This window comes from Chromobacterium sp. LK1 (assembly GCF_001043555.1).
GTDB lineage: Bacteria > Pseudomonadota > Gammaproteobacteria > Burkholderiales > Chromobacteriaceae > Chromobacterium > Chromobacterium aquaticum.
In genome coordinates, this window is record NZ_LDUI01000035.1 from 41,734 (window position 1) to 62,352 (window position 20,619).

General features: G+C 64.5%; 13 protein-coding genes. 8 read left to right on the forward strand and 5 right to left on the reverse strand.

All coding sequences use genetic code 11. The features are described 5' to 3' along the window. Nucleotides 1–11 precede the first annotated feature (11 nt). Nucleotides 12–731 (reverse strand): MarC family protein, encoded by a 720-nt coding sequence (locus VI26_RS15780; protein ID WP_369799210.1) that lies wholly within the window; start codon nt 729–731, stop codon nt 12–14. A 258-nt stretch (nt 732–989) separates the two neighbouring features. Next, entirely contained in the window at nt 990–2,516 is a 1,527-nt protein-coding gene (locus VI26_RS15785) for an amino acid permease (protein WP_048410707.1), read from the reverse strand. Nucleotides 2,517–3,448: 932 nt separating this feature from the next. On the opposite strand from VI26_RS15785, the gene VI26_RS15790 reads away from it, so the two are divergent. The 7 genes from VI26_RS15790 (at nt 3,449) to VI26_RS15820 (ending at nt 16,699) form a co-directional block, all read left to right on the forward strand. Next, a complete protein-coding gene (locus VI26_RS15790) occupies nt 3,449–4,426 on the forward strand; it encodes an isocyanide synthase family protein (protein WP_048410708.1) in 978 nt (325 codons plus the stop codon). Between the two features lie 35 nt (nt 4,427–4,461). Then, nucleotides 4,462–6,198, forward strand: a complete 1,737-nt coding sequence (locus tag VI26_RS15795; RefSeq protein ID WP_048410709.1) for an L-tyrosine/L-tryptophan isonitrile synthase family protein — start codon at nt 4,462–4,464, stop codon at nt 6,196–6,198. 211 nt (nt 6,199–6,409) lie between these two features. Beyond that, the gene (locus tag VI26_RS15800) at nt 6,410–7,663 is read left to right on the forward strand and encodes a glycosyltransferase (RefSeq protein WP_053074458.1); all 1,254 of its coding nucleotides are present in this window, start codon (nt 6,410–6,412) and stop codon (nt 7,661–7,663) included. 113 nt (nt 7,664–7,776) lie between these two features. Next, nucleotides 7,777–9,030, forward strand: coding sequence for an MdtA/MuxA family multidrug efflux RND transporter periplasmic adaptor subunit (locus tag VI26_RS15805; RefSeq protein ID WP_048410710.1), 1,254 nt, complete (start codon nt 7,777–7,779; stop codon nt 9,028–9,030). Between the two features lie 15 nt (nt 9,031–9,045). Next, a complete protein-coding gene (locus tag VI26_RS15810) occupies nt 9,046–12,147 on the forward strand; it encodes an MdtB/MuxB family multidrug efflux RND transporter permease subunit (protein WP_048410711.1) in 3,102 nt (1,033 codons plus the stop codon). Further along, complete coding sequence (locus tag VI26_RS15815) at nt 12,144–15,245, forward strand: multidrug efflux RND transporter permease subunit (protein WP_048410712.1); 3,102 nt, start codon at nt 12,144–12,146, stop codon at nt 15,243–15,245. The genes VI26_RS15810 and VI26_RS15815 overlap by 4 nt, the downstream gene beginning before the upstream one ends. 5 nt (nt 15,246–15,250) lie before the next feature. Continuing rightward, complete coding sequence (locus tag VI26_RS15820; RefSeq protein WP_231581033.1) at nt 15,251–16,699, forward strand: efflux transporter outer membrane subunit; 1,449 nt, start codon at nt 15,251–15,253, stop codon at nt 16,697–16,699. On the opposite strand, the gene VI26_RS24620 is transcribed toward VI26_RS15820, so the two are convergent. Then, the gene (locus VI26_RS24620) at nt 16,637–17,161 is read right to left on the reverse strand and encodes a hypothetical protein (RefSeq protein WP_156183907.1); all 525 of its coding nucleotides are present in this window, start codon (nt 17,159–17,161) and stop codon (nt 16,637–16,639) included. The two genes, VI26_RS15820 and VI26_RS24620, sit on opposite strands and share 63 nt — an antisense overlap. A 561-nt stretch (nt 17,162–17,722) precedes the next feature. On the opposite strand from VI26_RS24620, the gene bla reads away from it, so the two are divergent. Continuing rightward, nucleotides 17,723–18,595 carry a carbapenem-hydrolyzing class A beta-lactamase gene (gene bla, locus VI26_RS15825; protein ID WP_048410714.1) on the forward strand — a complete coding sequence of 291 codons (873 nt, stop codon included), beginning with the start codon at nt 17,723–17,725 and terminating at the stop codon, nt 18,593–18,595. A 140-nt stretch (nt 18,596–18,735) separates the two neighbouring features. Here the strand turns inward: bla and VI26_RS15830 are convergent, their stop codons facing one another. Both VI26_RS15830 and VI26_RS15840 read right to left on the reverse strand, forming a co-directional pair. Next, nucleotides 18,736–19,320: a nucleoside deaminase gene (locus tag VI26_RS15830; RefSeq protein WP_197081496.1), complete on the reverse strand. Its 585-nt coding sequence runs from the start codon at nt 19,318–19,320 to the stop codon at nt 18,736–18,738. A gap of 199 nt (nt 19,321–19,519) precedes the next feature. Next, the gene (locus VI26_RS15840) at nt 19,520–20,380 is read right to left on the reverse strand and encodes a methionyl-tRNA formyltransferase (RefSeq protein WP_048410717.1); all 861 of its coding nucleotides are present in this window, start codon (nt 20,378–20,380) and stop codon (nt 19,520–19,522) included. Nucleotides 20,381–20,619 lie beyond the last annotated feature (239 nt).

Genomic DNA, 20,619 nt, shown 5'->3' on the forward strand with positions numbered 1-20,619 from the left:
ACTCTCGCCGCTCACTTGTGCGGCAACACATCCTGCACCAATTGGGTGACCAGGGCGCCGAAACCGTCCCACATGATCTGCACCCCCAGGCACAACAGGATGAAGGCGGACAAGCGCAGGAATACCACCGAGCCAGTCTGGCCCAGGTAGCGCAGCAGCTTGTCGGCGTGGCGGTAACACAGATAGACCAGCAGGCTGCACACCAGCACCGCGCAGCTGCCGGCCAGCGGCGAGATCGCGTATTTGACGATGCCCTTGCCGGTATCGGTCAGCGAAGCGCCCATGGTGATGGCCACCGAGATCGAACCCGGCCCCACCGTCAGCGGAAAGGTCAGCGGATAGAAGGCGCGCTGCTTCAGCACGTCCTGGTTCTCCGCCTGGATAGGCTGGTCGGTGGAAGTGGGGCTGCTTTCCGGCGGCGCGTCGTTGAGCATGCGCCAGGCGGCGAAAGTGATCAGCAGGCCGCCGGACAATTGCACCACCGGCAGCGACACCCCGAAGAAGGACAGCACATAACCGCCGGTGAACATGCTGCCCAGCAGCAGCAGGGCGCAATACATCGCGATGCGCCGCGCCAGATAGCGGCGCTGCTGCGGCGTGTTGCGCGCCGTCATCGAGATGAAAATGGGCACCAAACCCGGAGGATTCATGATGGGCAGCAAGGCGGCCATCACAAACAGAAACTTTGTTATGAATATTGTCAGCAACTGCATGAATGACTCCGAAACCATCGAATTCAGATCGGGAACGACGGCGGCTTCCCCGCGCCAGCCGCCATATTACACATTTCCATCGAGAAAGCAGCCGCCTGCGGTCAAGCCACCGTCGCAGCTTCGACGGCCATCCAGGCTTCAGCGCGCCGCGCGCGCGTCCGGCGTCGGCGGCGCTCAAGGCCTAAGCCAGAATAATCAATCCCTTACGCAAAACAGCCCGGCTATGCCGGGCTGTCAGCGCACTGCCGCCCCAGGGCTGGCAGAATTCACAGCGGATCAGCTCGTGGCGCTGGCCAGCTTGCCGTCGGTTTCGCCCTGGCGCAAGGCGCGCGCCTTGACCAGCGCCTCGCTGAAGTCGATGTCTTCCAGCGCCACCATCCGGGTCTTGTGCTTGTACTTGTAACCCAGCCACAGCGCCAGGAACAGCGGGATGCCCAGATAGGTGGCGATCACCGCGCTCCAGTCGATATGGCCGCCGATGAAGGCCTCGTAGTTCTGGCCCAGCATGATCAGCAGGCACAGCGCGAAGGCGAACAGCGGCCCCAGCGGGAACCACTTGGCCTGGTACGGCAGGTCCGCCAGATCGTGGCCCTGCTTCACATAGGCGCGGCGGAAGCGGTAGTGGCTGATGGCCACGCCCAGCCAGGCGATGAAACCGGTCATGCCGGAGGAGTTCAGCAGCCACAGATAGACCGCGTTGGTTTCAAACAGCGAGGTCAGGAAACACAGCGCGGCGATCACGCTGGTGGCGTACAAGGCATTGCGCGGCACGCCGTTGCTGGACAGCTCGGCAAAGCGCCTGGGCGCCATCTTGTTGCGCGCCATGGTGTACAGCATGCGGGTGGACGCGTACATGCCAGAGTTGCCGGCGGACAGGATGGCGGACAGGATCACCGCGTTCATCAGGCTGGCGGCCATGGCGAAGCCGGCACGGTTGAACACCAGGGTGAACGGGCTGGCGCCGACGTCCTTCATATCGTTCTTCAGCAGCAGCGGATCGTTGTACGGCAGGATCAGGCCGATGATCAGGATGGACAGCATGTAGAACATCAGGATGCGCCAGAAGATCTGCCGCACCGCGCGCGGGATGGTCTTGCCCGGATTGGCGGATTCGCCTGCGGCGACGCCAATCAGCTCGGTGCCCTGGAAGGAGAAGCCCACGATCATGGCCACGCCCACGAAGGCGGCCAGGCCACCAACAAACGGCCCCTGCCCCTGCTGCATCACCGACAAGCCCGGCGCGATGCGTTGCGGGTTGGGATCGGTCATGATGCCGAAGATCATCAGGAAACCGATGATGATGAAGGCGACGATGGTGGCCACCTTGAGCATGGAGCACCAGAACTCGGCCTCGCCGAAGCCCTTCACCGAGAAATAATTGAGCACGAAGATGATCAGCAGAAAGCCGGCGCTCCACACGATGCCGGGCACCGCTGGGTACCAGTAATGCATGATGATGGCGGCCGCGGCCAGTTCCACCGCCACGGTGATCGCCCAGTTGTACCAGTAGTTCCAGCCTTGGGCGAAGCCGAAGGCTGGATCGACGAAGCGCGAACCGTAGACCTGGAAGGAGCCGGATTCCGGCATGAAGGCGGCCATTTCACCCAGGCTGGTCATCAGGAAGTAAACCATCAGGCCGATCAGGGCGTAGGCAATCAAGGCCCCGCCGGCGCCGGCGGACGCCACGGTGGCGCCGGAGGCCAGGAACAGGCCGGTGCCGATGGAGCCGCCGATGGCGATCATCGACAGGTGGCGCGCCTGCAAGGTGCGCCTAAGCTCTTGGCTTTCTTGCTTTTTTTCCATCTCTTTGTCTCAAGTGCGCCTGCTCGGCGACATTGCTTTCGGCTCGCGGCGGCAGCCGGCGGCCTGTTGTCGCTACGACAGGCAGTCGTAATTGAAACGCAAAAGAATGACAGCAACCACGACTGTTGACTAGTCAAACATGCTCCCGAAGCTTAAAAAACGAAAATGTCATGTTCGCAAAGGAACAATTCCCCGCATCGGGTGCGCTCAAGCCTCCGGCTCCTGCCGTGATTCGCCCCACTTCCATCCATCCCACCGCGACGCGCCAAGCCGAGGAGTCATCAGTCAGCGCACGAAACCATCCCTATTGTTGCAATAAACCAACATATTTTGCCGCAGCCTGCGCGCTCCCGCCGGCGTATCCGGCACCGCGACCCAAGCCCAAAGCGATGGTTGCATGGGAAAACTCACAGTCATCAAACCGCACCTCATGTTTACAAACAATAATGAATATCATTCTTAAACGTACAAAATTAAGCCCATGTCATTCAAAGAAAAAACCAAACAAATACTAGTCAAAACAAAATGACAATCACACTTGGTAACACAGCCATTTACAATTTCCACATCGCCTTATTTGGCAAATATTCACAGCGAATCAGTAAATTTCGTGATTCGCCTTATTCAAGCCGTACTGTCCGCTATCGATATAACAATTCCGCATATTTCTATAACGGCTAATTTTTTAGCCGCGCCCTCCCTTCTGACCTAGAATGGCCCCGCGCTTCACCAAGAGCGTAAACACGTTCTCAGCCGGGCCTCAGCCAAATATCGATGCCAACCATTCAAATTGGCCACGTATTCATTGAGCACGCCACGGTCAATGCTCTTTTTGGTTTTCACCCTAAAAGCGGGCCTCGTTTCCACAGGAAAACGTAAACAGATCCGCGCATTCACACTTCTCGAGACGCCAACAATTTAGAGATTCCGCCATGAACGCGATTGTCGATCCGATTTTCCATTCCGCCAGCCAAGGCCATGCGCAGCTGGCGCGCCAGATTCTGGAAATCATTTTCAAACTGCGCCGTATTCACCTGGAGGACGCCGCCTCCCACGATTCGTCCGCGGAAATGGCGCCCCACCTGCCCAAGATCCAGGCAGCCATCGAGCGCCAGGCGCCCATTCACATGCTGCTGCCGGCCTTCCCCGGAAAATCGCCCAATCGCAACAAGACGCTGGGCGCGATGCCGGACCTGGCCGAACGCCACGCGCTGGACAATCTGTACCGGCTCTGCGAAGACATCCGCGCGCTCTACCCGCCCGGCGCTCAAGTGGCCATCTGCTCGGACGGCTATTGCTTCTCCGACGTGGTCTACATCCCGGACGCGGAAGTGGCCGCCTATATGGACGAGTTGAGCGCCTATGCGCGCGGCCGCTACGGCGAGGCCTTCGCCTTCTACGACCTCAAGGATCACTTCGGCTATATCAGCGACCTGGATTCCCAGCGCGAAGAACTGCTAATCCTCTTCAGCGACTCCATCGAACAGATCAAGCGCCAATGCCAGGACGAGGCGGCGATGCGCGCGATGTACCAGGGCATCACCCGCTTCCTGTTCGAAGACGCCCAGGGCATGGAGCGCTTCGCCGGCCAGAGCAAGACCGCGCTGCAAAAACTGGCCCGCGCCAACGCCTACCGCGTGATCCAGCGCAGCAACGCCTGGAGCCGGCTGCTGGAGCGCACCTTCCCCGATAGCGTGCGCCTGTCCATTCATCCGCAATTCCGCGTGTCCGCCAAGATAGGCGTGCGGCTGGTGGACAGCGCCGATGCCTGGCTCACCCCCTGGCACGCGGCCGCGGTCAAGCACGAACACGGCATCGTGCTGAAGAAACGCAGCGACATCGACGAGAGCCGTTCCGCCCTGGTCTTCGTCGACGGCCGGCCCAGCCACTTCATCGCCACCGCCGCCTGAAGCCCCGCCTTTCATCGTTCATTTCGAGTACCGCCATGCAAAACGAACCTATTGTCGCTTCCATCGTCTCCATTCTGCTCGACGCCTTCCAGGGAGAGGCCGACCACCCGCAGCGCGAGCCCCACCGCCGGGCGCTGAGCGCCCAAGTGGAACGCTTCGTGAGCCGGCAACGGCCCTTGCAACTGCTGCTGCCGGGTTTTCCGCTGAAATCGCCTAACACCCGCGACAAAACCGCGTCCGAGCGCCCCGATTACGCCGAATACGCGGCGCTGCAACAACTGGACCGGCTGTGCCGCGCCATCAGCCGCGTCTATCCGGCCGGCTGCGCGCTGGAACTGTTCAGCGACGGTCTCAGCTTCCACGATCTGCTGGACATCCCGCGCGACACCGCCAACGACTACCACCAGCGCCTGCGCCAGTTGCTGGCCAGCCCGGTGCTGCGCTGGCATGACTACGCCACCATCAGCCCCGGCTTCGACCGCCAGCGCGACCGCGCCGAAAGCGTGCTGCGCCGCTACTTGCCGCCCGCGGCCGCCGACTTCGCCCAGCCGCTGCCGGAAAATCAGTCCGCGCGCCAGATGCAATGGCTGGGCCTGCTGCGCGAGGACAACGCGGCGCGCGGCATCGTCGAGAACACGGACTGGCCGCAGCGCGCCTTGCGCCTGGCCTGGCGCGGCATCGCGCTGGACGCGATGCTGGCCGAGCACTTCCCGGACGCGATCCGGCTGACCATCCACGCCTCCGGCGCGCCCGGCGGCAAATACCCCATCCGCCTGTCGCCGGCCCAGGCCGAGGCGGCGCTGCCCTGGCATCGCGTCTATCTGCTGAACCTGGCCGGCCACGGCGAGTTGCTGTCCAAGCGCCAAGCACTGGACGCGCGCCGCGCCAAGGCGGTGAGCTTCGACGGCCAGCCCTGGCTCTATCTGGAACAAGCCGGCGCGGAATGGGAAGGGTGCGAGCTATCGGTGATGCTGGCCGGCCGTTTCGGCCTACTGATAGAAAACCGCCGTCCCGGCGCCGACTGCCTGTCGCTGCCGCGCCCGGCCCTGACCCGGCTGGCCCAGCTGTTCGGCTTCGTCGCGCTGCGCGGCTTCGCCGTGGCCGACGAGGACAAGCTGGTTGAATTCAGCGCCCAGTTCGGCACGCCGTATATCTGGCAATTCGGCGCGGTGCACAAGGTGAAGCCGGAAGAGGACGCCGATGGCTTCGTTCATTCCTTCGAGGAATTGCCGCTGCACTGGGATCTGAGCATGTTGCCGGCCGACAATGAGTTCGTGCGCAAGAATCCGCGCTTCAGCGCCAGCCTGTTCGCGCTGTATTGCAAGACCGCTCCGCAACACGGTGAAGGCCAGACCACGCTGGTGGACGCGCGCAACATCCTGCGCCAGGTGCCGCTGGCCACGCTGGCCGAATGGGAAAAACTGGATATCCGCTATCACACCAAATTCACCTACTTCGGCGGCGACGCCCGCGTCTATCCGCTGGTGGAAGCCCACCCAGAGACCGGCGAAGCGGTGCTGCGCTTCCAGGAAAACAGCAATTCCGAACTGCAGAAGTTCTTCGTCGATGTTGAAGAGCGCGCCGACGACTACCCCAACCTGGTCCAGGAGTTGCTGGAACGGGCTTATGCGCCGGAAAACCTGATCGAGCACGACTGGCACGACGGCGACCTGGTGCTGATAGACAACTACAGCAGCCTGCACGGCCGCCGCGCGATGACGCGCGCCTCGCGCGGACGCGAGCTGTGGCGCGTGCAGGTCCACAAAGGCTAGGAAGCTGTTTACGATCTGCCGCGCCGAGAAACATGACACGGTGAGTACCGCTTCGAAGTGCTCATGTCACTTGTACATTCCGCTTTCTCAGCCGCAACGCCTTGTCTCGCCTTAGTTGGCGAGATCGTAAACACCTTCTGAGCGCCTGATTGCCAGCCGCCCGGCCCCGCCGGGCGGCCTTGCCTCCCACCTCCCACTCCCCTGAGCCGCCATGCACCCACGCAAGCAGAAAATCCTCTTCGTCGGCGAGGCCGTCACCCTGGCCCACGTCGCCCGCCCCTACACCCTGGCCGCCGCGCTGCCGGCCGCGGACTACGATATCCACCTGGCCGCGGCGCCGCGCTTCGAGCATCTGTATCAAAGCCGGGACATCCACTACCACCCGCTGCTCACCAAGAGCAGCGCCGACTTTCTTCACGCGGTGGACAACGGCAAGCCACTGTACCGGAGCGAGGAATACCTCGCCTATGTCGAAGACGAGCTGCGGCTGATCCAAGACCTGGACCCCGACCTCATCGTCGGCGATTTCCGCCACTCGCTGGGCATCAGCGCCACGCTGGCCGGCAAGCCGCTGATCAACCTGATCAACGCCTACTGGAGCCCTTGCCGCCAGCCGGCGCCGCTGCCGGTGCCGGAGCTGGCCAAGCTCAATCTGCACCGCCTGCCCTTGATGCCGCGGCTGATGCGCTGGATCACCCCGCTGGCGATCCGCCTGCTGGTGGCGCCGCTGAACCGCGCCCGCGCCCATTACGGCCTGGCGCCGTTCGCCAACTGCTTCGACGCCTGGAGCCACGGCGACCAAGTGCTGTATTACGACGCGCCGGAACTGGTGCCACTGAGCCCGCTGCCCGCGCATCACCACTATCTGGGCCCGGTCACCTGGTCGCCGGGCGGCGCCTTGCCGGACTGGTGGCCGCAGCTGCAAGACCGCCCCACCGTTTACCTGTCCCTGGGCTCCTCCGGCAACCTCACGCTGCTGCCCATGCTGATCGATCAACTGCTGGGCGAAGGCCTGCAAGTGATCGCCAGCAGCGGCGGCCGCCAACGGCTGCCGCAGCGGCCCGGCCTGTTCTGCGCCGATTTCCTGCCCGGCGAGGCCGCCGCCGCGCGCGCCGATCTGGTGATAGGCAACGGCGGCAGCCCCACCAGTTACCAGGCGCTGCAGCAAGGCACGCCGGTGATCGGCATCCCATCGAATATGGACCAGCTGCTGGCGATGCGGCATATCGAAGCCTACGGCGCCGGCGCCATGCTGCGGCGCAGCCAGGTCGAAGCCGGCCAGTTGCCGTCGCTGCTGCGGCGCATGCTGGCCACGCCGTCCTACCGTCAGCGCGCCGAGCAGCTGGCGCGGCATTTCGCCGCCTGCCAGCCGCACGCTACTTTTCGACAAGTGTTGCAACAATTCGACACACAATCGGCCAGGCCAGCAAAGCCCGCTACAAAACGGGAGCGCATAATGCCGTAAGCATCGACCCCGTCCCCCATGCGGCTATCCAGCAGGCTGCGGCGCCCCGGCGGTCGAAACCATCCTAAAGTTCAAGCAAGCGGCCGCCGCGCCGCCGCCATGGAGTCTGAGCCGTGACCCAAACCGCCGAGCCCCGCCGCCCGTTCTACCGTTCCCCGCTATGCTGGGGCCTTGTCGTGCTGTTGGCGCTGGGCGCGGGCTGGTGGTGGCGGCAACACGCGGCCGCGGACGCCGCGGCGCAAAAACGCGGCGCGCCGCCCACCGCGGTGGGCGTGGCCGCCGCGCGCCTGCAGAACGTGCCGCTGCAGCTCAGCGCGCTGGGCACCGTCAGCTCCACTTACACCGTCACCGTGCGCAGCCGCGTGGACGGCCAGTTGGACAAACTGCACTTCGAGGAAGGCCAGCAGGTCAAACAGGGCCAATTGCTGGCGGAACTGGACCCGCGTCCGTTCCAGGCCGCGCTAACCCAGGCCGAAGGCCAGTTGCTGCGCGACCAGGCGCTGTTGCAAAACGCCCAGCTGGACCTGACCCGCTACCAGCAATTGCTGCAGCAGAATTCCATCGCCAAACAGCAAGTGGACACCCAGCAAGCGCTGGTGCGCCAATACCAGGGCACGGTCAAACTGGACCAAGGCGCGGTGGACAACGCCAAGCTGCAGCTCAGCTATAGCCGCGTCAGCGCGCCGGTGTCCGGCCGCGTCGGCCTGCGCCAGGTTGACCCCGGCAACATCGTCCACGCCAGCGACACCAACGGCGTGGTGGTGATCACCCAGACCCAACCCATCAATGTGCTGTTCTCGGTGCCGGAAGTCAGCCTGGGCTCGGTGCTGCAGGCCAGCCGCGCCAATCCCGGCCTGACGGTCGAAGCCTGGGACCGCGACAACCGCAACAAGCTGGCCGACGGCAAGCTGCTGGCGATAGACAACCAGCTCAACACCAGCACCGGCACCGTCAACCTCAAGGCCCGCTTCGGCAACGCTGGCGAAACCTTGTTTCCCAACCAATTCGTCAATGTGCGCCTGAGCCTGGGCGAGCGTGAAAACGCCGTCACCGTGCCGGCCAGCGCGGTGCAGCTGGGCAAGGTGGGCAGCTATGTCTACACCGTCAACGCCGACAGCAGCGTCAGCCTGGCCAAGGTGAGCGCCGGCGCGCGCGTCGGTGACATCATCGTCATCGAACAAGGCCTGAAGCCCGGCCAGCGCGTGGTGGTGGACGGCCTGGACAAGCTGCGCGACGGCGCCAAGGTCGCGGTGGTGGATCGCGCCGCGCAAAACAGCCAGGCCGCGGCCGGCGCCGGCAACAGCGGACGCCATAAACGCGACGGCAGCGGCGCGGCCGGCAAACGCCACGCCTCGGCGGCGCAGTAAGCGCGGGGAGACGGCATGAATCCCTCGCGCCTGTTCATCCTGCGCCCGGTGGCCACCACCTTGCTGATGGTGGCTATCCTGCTGACCGGTCTCACCGCCTGGCGCATGCTGGCGGTGTCCGCGCTGCCGGAAGTGGACTACCCCACCATCCAGGTGGTGACCCAATATCCGGGCGCCAGCCCGGAAGTGATCACCTCCTCCATCACCGCGCCGCTGGAACGCCAGTTCGGTCAGATGCCCGGCCTGTCGCAGATGTCGTCCACCAGCTCCGGCGGCGCCTCGGTGATTACCCTGCAATTCAGCCTGGAATTGAGCCTGGACGTGGCCGAGCAGGAAGTGCAGGCGGCGATCAACGCCGCCGGCAACCTGCTGCCGTCCGACCTGCCCAACCCGCCGGTGTACAACAAGGTCAACCCGGCCGACACCCCTATCATGACCATCGCCGTCAGCTCGCCCACGCTGCAACTGACCAAGCTGGAGGATCTGGTGGACACCCGGCTGGCGCAGAAACTGTCGCAAGTGCCCGGCGTCGGCCTGGTCAGCATCAGCGGCGGCCAGCGCCCGGCGGTGCGCATCCAGACCAATCCGCGCCAGCTGGCCGCCCTGGGCCTGACGCTGGAAGACGTGCGCACCGCCATCGCCAGCGCCAATGTCAACCAGGCCAAGGGCAGCTTCGACGGCCCGCATCAGGCCTCCACCATAGACGGCAACGACCAGCTCAAGTCCGCCGACGAATACCGCGGCGTCATCATCGCCTACCGCAACGGCGCGCCGGTGCGGCTGTCCGACGTGGCCCAAGTGGTGGACTCGGCGGAAAACATCCGCCTGGCCGCCTGGGCCGGCGCCACTCCGGCCATCATCCTCAATGTGCAGCGCCAGCCCGGCGCCAACGTGATCCAGGTGGCGGACCGCATCAAGGCGCTGCTGCCGCAGCTGCGCGACACCCTGCCCGGCGCGGTGGACGTCAAGGTGCTGAACGACCGCACCGTGACCATACGCGCCTCGGTGGCCGACGTGGAATTCGAACTGATGCTGGCCATCGCCCTGGTGGTGATGGTGATCTTCGTGTTCCTGCGCAATGTGCCGGCCACCATCATCCCCGCGGTGGCGGTGCCGCTGTCGCTGGTGGGCACTTTCGGCGTGATGTATCTGACCGGCTTCTCCATCAACAACCTCACCCTGATGGCGCTGACCATCGCCACCGGCTTCGTCGTCGACGACGCCATCGTGATGATTGAAAACATCGCGCGCTACATCGAAGACGGCGAAGCGCCGATGGCGGCGGCGCTCAAGGGCTCCAAGCAGATAGGCTTCACCATCATCTCGCTGACCATCTCGCTGATCGCGGTGCTGATTCCGCTATTGTTCATGGGCGATGTGGTGGGCCGGTTGTTCCGCGAATTCGCCGTCACCCTGGCGGTGTCCATCCTGATCTCCGCCTTCATCTCGCTGACGCTGACCCCGATGATGTGCGCGCGCCTGCTCAAACACGTGCCGGAAGACAAGCAAGGCCGCTTCTACCACGCCAGCGGCCAGTTCTTCGACCGGGTGATCGCCCGCTACGGCCGCATGCTCAGCTGGGTGCTGGAACGGCAACGCCTGACCCTGCTGGTGGCGCTGGCCACGCTGGCGCTGACCGCCGCGCTCTATGTGCTGGTGCCCAAGGGCTTCTTCCCGCTGCAAGACACCGGCGCGATCCAGGGCGTCAGCGAGGCCGCGCAATCCACCTCCTTCGGCGCGATGGCGCGCCAGCAGGAAGCACTGGCTCGGCAGTTGCTCAAGGACCCGGCGGTGGAAAGCCTGTCCTCCTTCATCGGCGTGGACGGCAACAACGCCGCGCTCAACAACGGCCGGCTGCTGATCAACCTCAAGCCCAAGGAACAGCGCGACGACATCCATACCGTGCTGGCCCGGCTGCAAGACCAGGCCGACGCGGTGCCGGGCATGGCGCTCTATCTGCAGCCAGTGCAGGACCTGACCATAGATTCCCGCGTCAGCCGCACCCAGTACCAATTCACGCTGCAAGCCACCAGCGCCGAGGACCTGTCCGCCTGGACGCCCAAACTGGTGTCCAAGCTGCGCCAGCTGCCGCAGTTGGCCGATGTGGCCAGCGACTTGCAGGACAAGGGCCTGCAGGCCTATGTCAACATCAACCGCGACACCGCCGCGCGGCTGGGCGTCACCACCGCCGCCATCGACAACGCGCTCTACGACGCCTTCGGCCAGCGGCTGATCTCCACCATCTTCACCCAGACCAACCAATACCGCGTGGTGCTGGAAGTGGACCCGCAGCACCAGCAAGACCCGCTATCGCTGAAAAGCCTGTACGTGCCCACCGCCAACGGCGGCCCGGTGCCGCTGGACGCAGTGGCCAGCATAGAAGAGCGCCCCACCGCGCTCACCATCAACCACCTGGGGCAATTCCCCACCGCCACCGTGTCCTTCAACCTGGCCGCCGGCGCCTCGCTGGGCGCGGCGGTGGACGCCATCCGCCAGGCTGAAACCGACCTGGGCCTGCCGGCCAGCATAGACACCAAGTTCCAGGGCGCGGCGCTGGCCTTCCAGGCCTCGCTGTCCAACACCCTGTGGCTGATCCTGGCCGCCATCGTCACCATGTACATCGTGCTGGGGGTGCTGTACGAGAGCTATATCCATCCCATCACGATTCTCTCCACCCTACCCTCCGCCGGCATCGGCGCGCTGCTGGCCTTGCTGGTCTCCGGCAACGACCTGTCGGTGATCGCCATCATCGGCATCATCCTGCTGATCGGCATCGTCAAGAAAAACGCCATCATGATGATAGATTTTGCGCTGGAGGCCGAGCGCGAACACGGCATGAGCCCGCGCGACGCCATCTATCAAGCCTGCCTGCTGCGCTTCCGCCCCATCCTGATGACCACCATGGCCGCGCTGCTGGGCGCGCTGCCGCTGATGCTGGGCGGCGGCATGGGTTCCGAACTGCGCCAACCGCTGGGCGTCACCATGGTGGGCGGCCTGCTGGTCAGCCAGGTGCTGACCCTGTTCACCACCCCGGTGATCTACCTGGCCTTTGACCGGCTGGCGCGCCGCCTCGGCCACAAGACCAAGCCGGAACTGAGCGCCGAGGGCGAAGCATGATCCCGTCCGAACCCTTCATCCGACGCCCGGTGGCCACCACCCTGCTGACCCTGGCCATCCTGCTGGCCGGCCTGCTGGCCTTCAAGCTGCTGCCGGTGTCGCCGCTGCCCCAGGTGGACTTCCCCACCATATCCGTCACCGCGCGCCTGCCCGGCGCCAGCCCGGAAACCATGGCCGCCACCGTGGCCACCCCGCTGGAGCGGGCGCTGGGCCGCATCGCCGGCGTCACCGAGATGACCTCGTCCAGCTCACTGGGCTCCACCCGCATCACCCTGCAGTTCGAGCTGGACCGCAATATCGACGGCGCCGCGCGCGATGTGCAGGCGGCGATCAACGCCGCGCGCTCGCTACTGCCCACCGGCATGCCGTCCAACCCCACCTACCGCAAGGTCAACCCCGCCGACGCGCCCATCATGATCATCGCGCTGACCTCGGACAGCCTGACCCGTGGCCAGATGTACGATGCCGCCGACACCATACTCGGCCAGAAACTGGCCCAGGTGGAAGGCATAGGCGACGTCAACGTGGGCGGCGGCGCGCAGCCGGCGGTGCGGGTGGAGCTGAACCCGCGCCAGCTCAACCACTACGGCATCAGCATGGAAACCGTGCGCGGCGCCATCGCCAGCACCAACGCCAACCGGCCCAAGGGCTTCCTGGAAAACGACGAGCGCCACTGGCAGGTGCAGGCCAACGACCAGGCCAACAAGGCCAGCGACTACCTGCCGCTGATCGTCAGCTACAAAGACGGCGCCGCGGTGCGCATCGCCGACGTGGCCGAGGTCAAGGACTCGGTGGTGGACCTGCGCAACGCCGGCCTCTTGGGCCAGCAGCCGGCGGTGATGCTGATCCTGTTCCGCCAGCCCGGCGCCAACATCATCGAGACCATAGACCGGGTTAAATCGCTGCTGCCGCAGCTGCAAGCCTCCATCCCCGCCGCCATCAAGATGCAAGTGGTGATGGACCGCAGCCCCACCATCCGCGCCTCGCTGCAGGAAGTGGAGCGCTCGCTGCTGATCTCGGTGGCCCTGGTCATCCTGGCGGTGTTCCTGTTCCTGCGCAACGGCCGCGCCACCGCCATTCCCGCCATCACCGTGCCGGTGTCGCTGGTGGGCGCCTTCGCCGTGATGTACCTGGCCGGCTTCTCGCTCAACAACCTCAGCCTGATGGCGCTGACCATCGCCACCGGCTTCGTCGTCGACGACACCATCGTGGTGCTGGAAAACATCTCCCGCCACATCGAAGACGGCATGAAACCGATGCAGGCCGCCTTGCGCGGCGCGCGCGAAGTAGGCTTCACCGTGCTGTCGATGAGCATCTCGCTGATCGCCGTCTTCATCCCCATCCTGCTGATGGGCGGCGTGATCGGCCGGCTGTTCCGCGAATTCGCCGTCACCCTCTCCGTGGCCATCCTGGTGTCGCTGCTGGTCTCGCTGACCACCACGCCGATGCTGTGCGCGCGCTGGCTCAAGGCGCATGACGCGCACAAAGAACCAGGCAAGCTGTTCCGCTGGAGCGAGCGCGCCTTCGACGCCATGCTGGACGGCTACCGCCGCAGCCTGGGCTGGGCGCTGCGCCACGGCCCGCTGATGATGCTGATCCTGGCCGCCACCATAGGCCTCAACGTCTACCTCTACCTGGCGGTGCCCAAGGGCTTCTTCCCGCAGCAGGACACCGGCCGCCTCACCGGCATGATACGCGCCGACCAGAACATCTCCTTCCAGGCCATGCAGCAAAAGCTGCAACGCTTCATCACCGTGGTAGGCCAGGACCCGGCGGTGGACAAAGTCATAGGCTTCACCGGCGGCGGCCAGCGCAACACCGCCAATATGTTCGTCAGCCTCAAACCGCTGGACCAGCGCCGGGACAGCGCCGATCAAGTCATCGCCAGGCTGCGCAAAACCCTGGCGCGCGAGCCCGGCGCCCAGCTGTTCCTGCAAGCGGTGCAGGACATCCGCATCGGCGGCCGCGCCAGCAACGCCCAATACCAATACACCTTGCAGGGCGACGACCTGGCCGAACTGCGCGAATGGACGCCCAAGGTGCAGCAAGCGCTGCTGAAGCTGCCGATGCTGGCCGACGTCAACACCGACCAGGAAGTCAAAGGCCTGCAAACCTCGCTGGTTTTCGACCGCGACGCCATGGCGCGGCTGGGCCTGACCCAGGCGCAAGTGGACTCCGCGCTCAACGACGCCTTCGGCCAGCGCCAGGTGTCCACCATCTACAACGCGCTCAACCAATACCACGTGGTGATGGAAGTGGCGCCACAATACTGGCAAGGCCCGGACGGCCTGGACAGCATCTATCTGCAAACCCCGGGTGGCCAGCCCACCCCGCTGTCCGCCGTCGCGCGCTGGGAACCCAGCAATACCGCGCTATCGGTCAACCACCAGAGCCAGTTCGCCGCCGCCACCGTTTCCTTCAACCTGCCGCCGGGCAAATCGCTGTCCGACGCCACCGACGCCATCGACCAGGCGCTGGCCGGCGTCGGCCTGCCCAGCAGCATCCACGGCAGCTTCCAGGGCAGCGCCAAAACCTTCCAGGCCTCGCTGGACAGCCAGCCGCTGCTGATCCTGGCCGCCTTGGTCGCCGTCTACATCGTGCTGGGCATGCTCTATGAAAGCGTGGTGCACCCGGTCACCATCCTCTCCACCCTGCCCTCGGCCGGCGTCGGCGCGCTGCTCGCCATCATCGCCACCGGCGGCGAATTCAACGTCATCGCGCTGATCGGCGTGCTGCTGCTGATCGGCATCGTCAAGAAAAACGCCATCATGATGATAGACTTCGCGCTCAGCGCCGAACGCGAACAAGGCCTGAAACCCGAGCAAGCCATCCTCCAAGCCTGCCTGCTGCGCTTCCGCCCCATCATGATGACCACGCTGGCCGCGCTGTTCGGCGCGCTGCCGCTGGCGCTGGGCCACGGCGACGGCGCCGAGATGCGCACCCCGCTGGGCATCTCCATCGTCGGCGGCCTGCTGCTCAGCCAGTTGCTGACCCTGTACACCACCCCCATCGTCTACCTGTATCTGGACCGCTTCCGGCTGTGGTGCCGCCACTGGCGGCCCACGCGCGCCGCGCTGAACCGCGGAGCCGAGGAATGAAACCAATGAAAACACAAAGCCTTACGCTGGCCTGCGCGCTGCTGCTGGCCGGCTGTGCGCTGGGCCCGGACTATGTCAAACCCAAGCTGGAGGTACCGGCCGCCTATAAGGAAGACGGCCGCTGGAAAAGCGCCCAGCCTCAAGACGCTGTTCCCCGCGGCGACTGGTGGCGCATTTATCAAGACCCGCGGCTGGACCAACTGATGGACACCCTGAACCGGCAAAGCCCCGGCATCGCCCAGGCCGAAGCGCAATACCGCCAGGCCCAGGCGCTGCTGAAACAGGCCGAGGCCGGGCTGTTCCCCAGCCTGGGGCTCAACGCCGGCCAAAGCCGCGGCGTCAGTTCCCCGGGCCAGGCCACCGCCACCAGCTACAACCTGAGCGCCAACGCCAGCTGGGAACTGGACCTGTGGGGCGGCCTGCGCCGCTCGGTGGAAGCCGGCTCCGCCAAAGCCCAAGCCAGCGCCGCGCAACTGGCGGCGATACGCCTCAGCACCCAGGCGCAACTGGCCACCGCCTACCTGCAACTCAGCGTGGCGGACCGGCAACTGCGGCAGCTCAGCGCCAATGAACAAGCGCTGGCGGACACGCTGAAACTGACCCGCAATCAATACCAGGCCGGCATCGTCTCCGACGCCAACGTCGCCCAGGCTGAAAGCCAATGGCAAAGCGCCCAGGCACAGCGCGCGGACAAGCAACTGACCCGCGCCCAGTTGGAACACGCCATCGCCGCCGCGCTGGGGCAGACGCCGGCCAGCTTCAGCCTGGCCGCAGCCGACGCCGAACCGCGCCTGCCCAATATCCCCGCCGGCCTGCCCTCGCAACTGCTGGAACGCCGCCCCGACATCGCCGCCGCCGAACGCGCGGTGGCGCAAGCCAATGCCGAAATCGGCATCGCCCAGGCCGCCTTCTTCCCCACCCTCACCCTGTCCGCCAGCGGCGGCTACCGCGGCGCCAGCTTCGCCGACTGGGTCAGCCTGCCCAACCGCGTCTGGTCGCTGGGCCCAGCGCTCGCGCTCAGCCTGTTCGACGGCGGCCTGCGCAGCGCCCAGAAAGAACAAGCCATCGCCAGCTATGACGCCAGCGTCGCCGGCTACCGCCTGGCGGTGTTGTCCGCCTTCCAGGGCGTGGAAGACAACCTGGCCGCGCAAAAGCTGCTGGCGGAAGAAGCCGCCTCGCAACAGGCCGCGGTGGACGCCGCGCTGCGCGCCGAAACCATCACCCTCAACCAATACCGCGCCGGCACCGTCAGCTACCTCAACCTGCTGACCGCGCAAAGCAGCCGCATCAATGCGGAAACCACCCTGTGGAATGTGAAAAACCGGCAATACGCCGGCAGCGTGGCGCTGATCGCCGCGCTGGGCGGCGGCTGGCAGGGACTGGACCCCGCCTCAAGACAAGACCATGCGCTGAACCAAGAAGCCGCACCGCCGCAAACAAAGCCCGGCAACTGACAGCGCAGCGGCAAGATCATGCCAATGGAAACCTGGGGAGGGAACGAACCCAGCCCGACAAGCTGACGCTCGAACCAGGCCAAGACCTACGATCTCGCGAGACAAGGCGTTGCAACTAAGAACCTGTTCAAAGAAACAGGCCGCGCCATAGCACAGGGGCGGCGCCCGCCGCCCCCTTGCTGTCACACTGGCGTCAAGCGTCGCGCAGGCTGCGCGCAGGCTGCGCGCCGCCTCCTCGCGGATCACATCCAGCGCATTGTGGTACTCATCCAGCGCCCAACGCGCCAGCCGGCACAGCCCGGCGGCCTGGGCGCCTTCCTCCACCTCGGCCTGGGTGCCCAATCGCGTTGCCACCTCCAAGGCTGGGCGCAGCAACTCCAAGGCTTCCAGCCCCAATTGGCTGGCCTCCAGCACGTGGCCCAGCAACTGCTGGCGCGTCGTCGTTTCGCACGCGTCAGTCATCGCCAAGCCTCCTGTGACAAGGACTCGAAATGAAAAGAAAGGGAAAGGGGAAAAGAGAAGAATCGCATCGCGGCCTCCAAATCGTTGCCTGAGAGAAGACCTGCCCGTACAGCAGGTACGGGGCAGGCGCGTGACGAGGAAGTGCCAAAGCGGACACATCCTGTCTGCGGTCGAACGATTCTGGGCTTCCAAACCCGGCGCGCTTTATTCGGCGTAGCGCAAACCACAGCCTACTGAGCCGGGCAGCGAGCGTCAAGGCGCGCACGTCGCGTGTAGAAGGCAAGCAAAACGGCGTACTCCCCGCACGGGAACACGCCGTTGTCGACACCATGAGTCATGGCGGGCAGGCCCTTATTGAACCATCCCACCAACCGTCTTCGCCAAGTAGAACCACCCACCCCTCAGGTGGGCATATTCATGATCGCACCCGTCGGCTGAGCGCCATTTCAAGACTGAAAACAGCCCAAAGGTTACAGACGTTACAGTTTGCGCGATTTACAGCCCAAGCCTCTGCCATCAGGATAGCGCCACACTTTTCAACCAGGCAGAAGGACCAAAACCATGTTCAAGCATCTGATTTTATTCGCATCGCTGGCCACGCCGCTGAGCCAGGCCCTGGCCGCCGACCCGCTCGCCGTCGCCGCCGACAAGCTGGCCAAACTGGAGCGGGACTTTGGCGGCAGCATCGGCGTTTACGCCATCGACACCGGTTCCGGCGCCACCGTGGCCAATCGCCCCAACGAGCGCTTTCCCATGTGCAGCTCCTTCAAAGGCTTTCTGGCGGCGGGGGTGCTGGCGCAAAGCCAAGCAAAACCCGGCCTGCTGGACAAACGCATCCGCTACAGCAAAACGACTCTGCCTAATTGGTCCCCGCTCACAACCCAACACCAGGCAAACGGCATGACCGTGGCCGAGCTCAGCGCCGCCACCGTGCAATACAGCGACAACGGCGCGGCCAATCTGCTGCTCAAGGAAATCAACGGCCCCGCCGCGCTGACCGCCTTCATGCGCTCCATCGGCGACACCACCTTCCGCCTGGACCGCCTGGAACCGGAGCTGAACTCCGCCATCCCCGGCGACCCGCGCGACACCTCCACCCCCAAGGCGGTGGCGGAAAGCATGCAAAAGCTGGCGCTGGGCAAGGCGCTGGCCGCGCCGCAGCGCCAGCAACTGGCGGACTGGCTGAAGGGCAACACCACCGGCAAGGCCAGAATCCGCGCCGCGGTGCCGGACGGCTGGGAAGTAGGCGACAAAACCGGCACCTGCGGCGTCTACGGCACCGCCAACGACTACGCGGTGATCTGGCCGCCCAAGCGCGCGCCCATCGTGCTGGCGGTCTACACCAAGCACGCCAAGAAAGAAGCCAAGCACAGCGACGAAGTGATCGCCGCCGCGGCGCGGGCGGCGCTGGAAGCGTTGAACGTCAAGTCATAGGCGACAAGCCATTGAGCCCGGAATGACCGACTGGCGCCGTGGCGCCGGCACACAGCAAATCGTAAACAGGCTCTTACAAACAACAAGCCGCTGTCGGTATCTCCCCGGCAGCGGCTATGGGTTTTTAGAGTCCATCGGATTTACTTTTTCCTATTACGGAAGATGAGATCGGTTTGATCGGCCAGTACCCCTCCTATCAACGCCTTGGGCCGATAAAACTCTCTTGCCCTTTCCGCCACCTCAACCGCGGGAATATCAATTTGTCCGATGCCCGCATTCCGAATAGCTTGAATTGAACTAGCCCAAACCACCCTGCTGATGCCAGTCCATACGATGGCAGCCATGCACATGGCGCAAGGCTCCCCCGTTGAGTAAAGCGTGACATTCGACCATCCGGTATTGCCGTGCTTATCAATGTACGCATTGATTGCATCGATTTCGCCATGCCATGTGGGATTTTTAGAGTCTGTATTCACCCCTTCCGCCAGCACCTCGCCAGTGCTGGTATTCACGATCACGGCGCCAAAGGGATAAGCCGGATTCTTCGCAGAAACCTTGATGGCGCGCCGCATGAAGCGCTCATGGAAACGTTGCACCGCGATGGGCAAAGACCGGCCAGACTGCACGGAAATAGGTGAAGACTCTAATGTGCTTGCCGGCACCCAGTGGGACAAAGACATACCACCAAGCATTAAGGCGAAATTTCTACGGGAGTACGAGAGCATGATCTTTCTCCGGTGGATTTTCACGTTCAGGCGGCTGGCCGCCTCATGCCAGGAAACACCAAGCGCTGCACGGTTAGCATTACCCGGCGCTCAACTCATAAAGTTAAATTATTAATTAAATCAGGCACAGCCTAGCATCCGCTAGCACATCGCCCAAGTCAGCATAGTCTGGCAATGCTGATCTTTTTAACAGCGCGGCTTACCCGCGCAGCCGACCACTGACGCCGCCGGCCGGATTCAAGCTCCACTCGCTGATCAGCACCATGCCGTCGGCGGCGGCCACCAGCAGGCTCAGCGCATTGGACAGGATCAGCGCACCGGGTTGATGGCCGTGCATTTCGCGCCAGGCCTGCGCGCGGTGCACATGCACGATGACACCGTTGACCATGGCCATGCATTCGAAATCGCCGAAGGCCCGCACCCGGCGCATGATGTCGGCCACCGGCTGATTGAAATTCAGCATCCGGTCTTCATCGCGCCACAGCGGCCAGTAGCTGCCGCCCTCGCCTTGCGGCTGCGCCTGCTCCCACAGCGCGGCGAAATCGCCGGCCACCCGCCCCGCCAGCCGATACAGCGCCAATTGCAGCTTCACGTCCAGCGATTCGTGGCTCTCGTCCGGCTGCAACGCGAAGCGCTCCTGCGCCAGCACCTCGCCGGCATCGAACTCCCGGCTCAGCCGGTGGCAGCTGCAACCCCATTGCCAATGCCCGTCCAGCAAGGCGCGCACCTGCGGATAAGGGCCGCGCCCCACCGGCAGCGGCGAGGGATGGAAGTTGACCGCGTAGCTCAGATAAGGCTCCCAATCCGGCACCCGCCAGTTGTAACTGGCCACCAGCAACGCTTCGCAGCCTTGCTCGGCCAGTTCCAACAGATCGCGCTCGCGCATCCGCGACAGTTGCACCGGCACGCCCAGCCGCTCCGCCGTCGCCAGCGATTCCTTGTGGTGATGCATGCGGTGGTCCACCGGCGTGCAGAACAGTTTGAGCGGCTGCCAGCCTGCGTGCAGAAACACATCCAGCACGGGCTTGAAACGGTCGGACAGAGTGATGGCGAAGCGCATGGTGGCATTCCGGCGGCGGTGGGCTGTCTTGTTTATACCAAGGCCATCCCGCCCCAACGGCAGTCCTAATGGAAATTAACAGAATCCCCCCGGCCCGCTGGCACGGCGCTTGCATCTAAGCATTGGCCAAACCCTTGTTTTGACGCAATAACTGGCCAAACTCGCCTCAGTGCGGCAATTCCCTCCGCCAAGGCGGCATGGATTGCCGCCAATACCGGCAAACGTCGAAACCAGGGCAG

Bases quoted from the DNA above. Each gene is read 5' to 3' on its own strand.
- VI26_RS15780 (WP_369799210.1), bottom strand. From the start codon at position 731: ATGGTTTCGGAGTCATTCATGCAGTTGCTGACAATATTCATAACAAAG.
- VI26_RS15785 (WP_048410707.1), bottom strand. From the start codon at position 2,516: ATGGAAAAAAAGCAAGAAAGCCAAGAGCTTAGGCGCACCTTGCAGGCG.
- VI26_RS15790 (WP_048410708.1), top strand. From the start codon at position 3,449: ATGAACGCGATTGTCGATCCGATTTTCCATTCCGCCAGCCAAGGCCAT.
- VI26_RS15795 (WP_048410709.1), top strand. From the start codon at position 4,462: ATGCAAAACGAACCTATTGTCGCTTCCATCGTCTCCATTCTGCTCGAC.
- VI26_RS15800 (WP_053074458.1), top strand. From the start codon at position 6,410: ATGCACCCACGCAAGCAGAAAATCCTCTTCGTCGGCGAGGCCGTCACC.
- VI26_RS15810 (WP_048410711.1), top strand. From the start codon at position 9,046: ATGAATCCCTCGCGCCTGTTCATCCTGCGCCCGGTGGCCACCACCTTG.
- VI26_RS15815 (WP_048410712.1), top strand. From the start codon at position 12,144: ATGATCCCGTCCGAACCCTTCATCCGACGCCCGGTGGCCACCACCCTG.
- VI26_RS15820 (WP_231581033.1), top strand. From the start codon at position 15,251: ATGAAAACACAAAGCCTTACGCTGGCCTGCGCGCTGCTGCTGGCCGGC.
- VI26_RS24620 (WP_156183907.1), bottom strand. From the start codon at position 17,161: ATGACTGACGCGTGCGAAACGACGACGCGCCAGCAGTTGCTGGGCCAC.
- bla (WP_048410714.1), top strand. From the start codon at position 17,723: ATGTTCAAGCATCTGATTTTATTCGCATCGCTGGCCACGCCGCTGAGC.
- VI26_RS15830 (WP_197081496.1), bottom strand. From the start codon at position 19,320: ATGCTCTCGTACTCCCGTAGAAATTTCGCCTTAATGCTTGGTGGTATG.
- VI26_RS15840 (WP_048410717.1), bottom strand. From the start codon at position 20,380: ATGCGCTTCGCCATCACTCTGTCCGACCGTTTCAAGCCCGTGCTGGAT.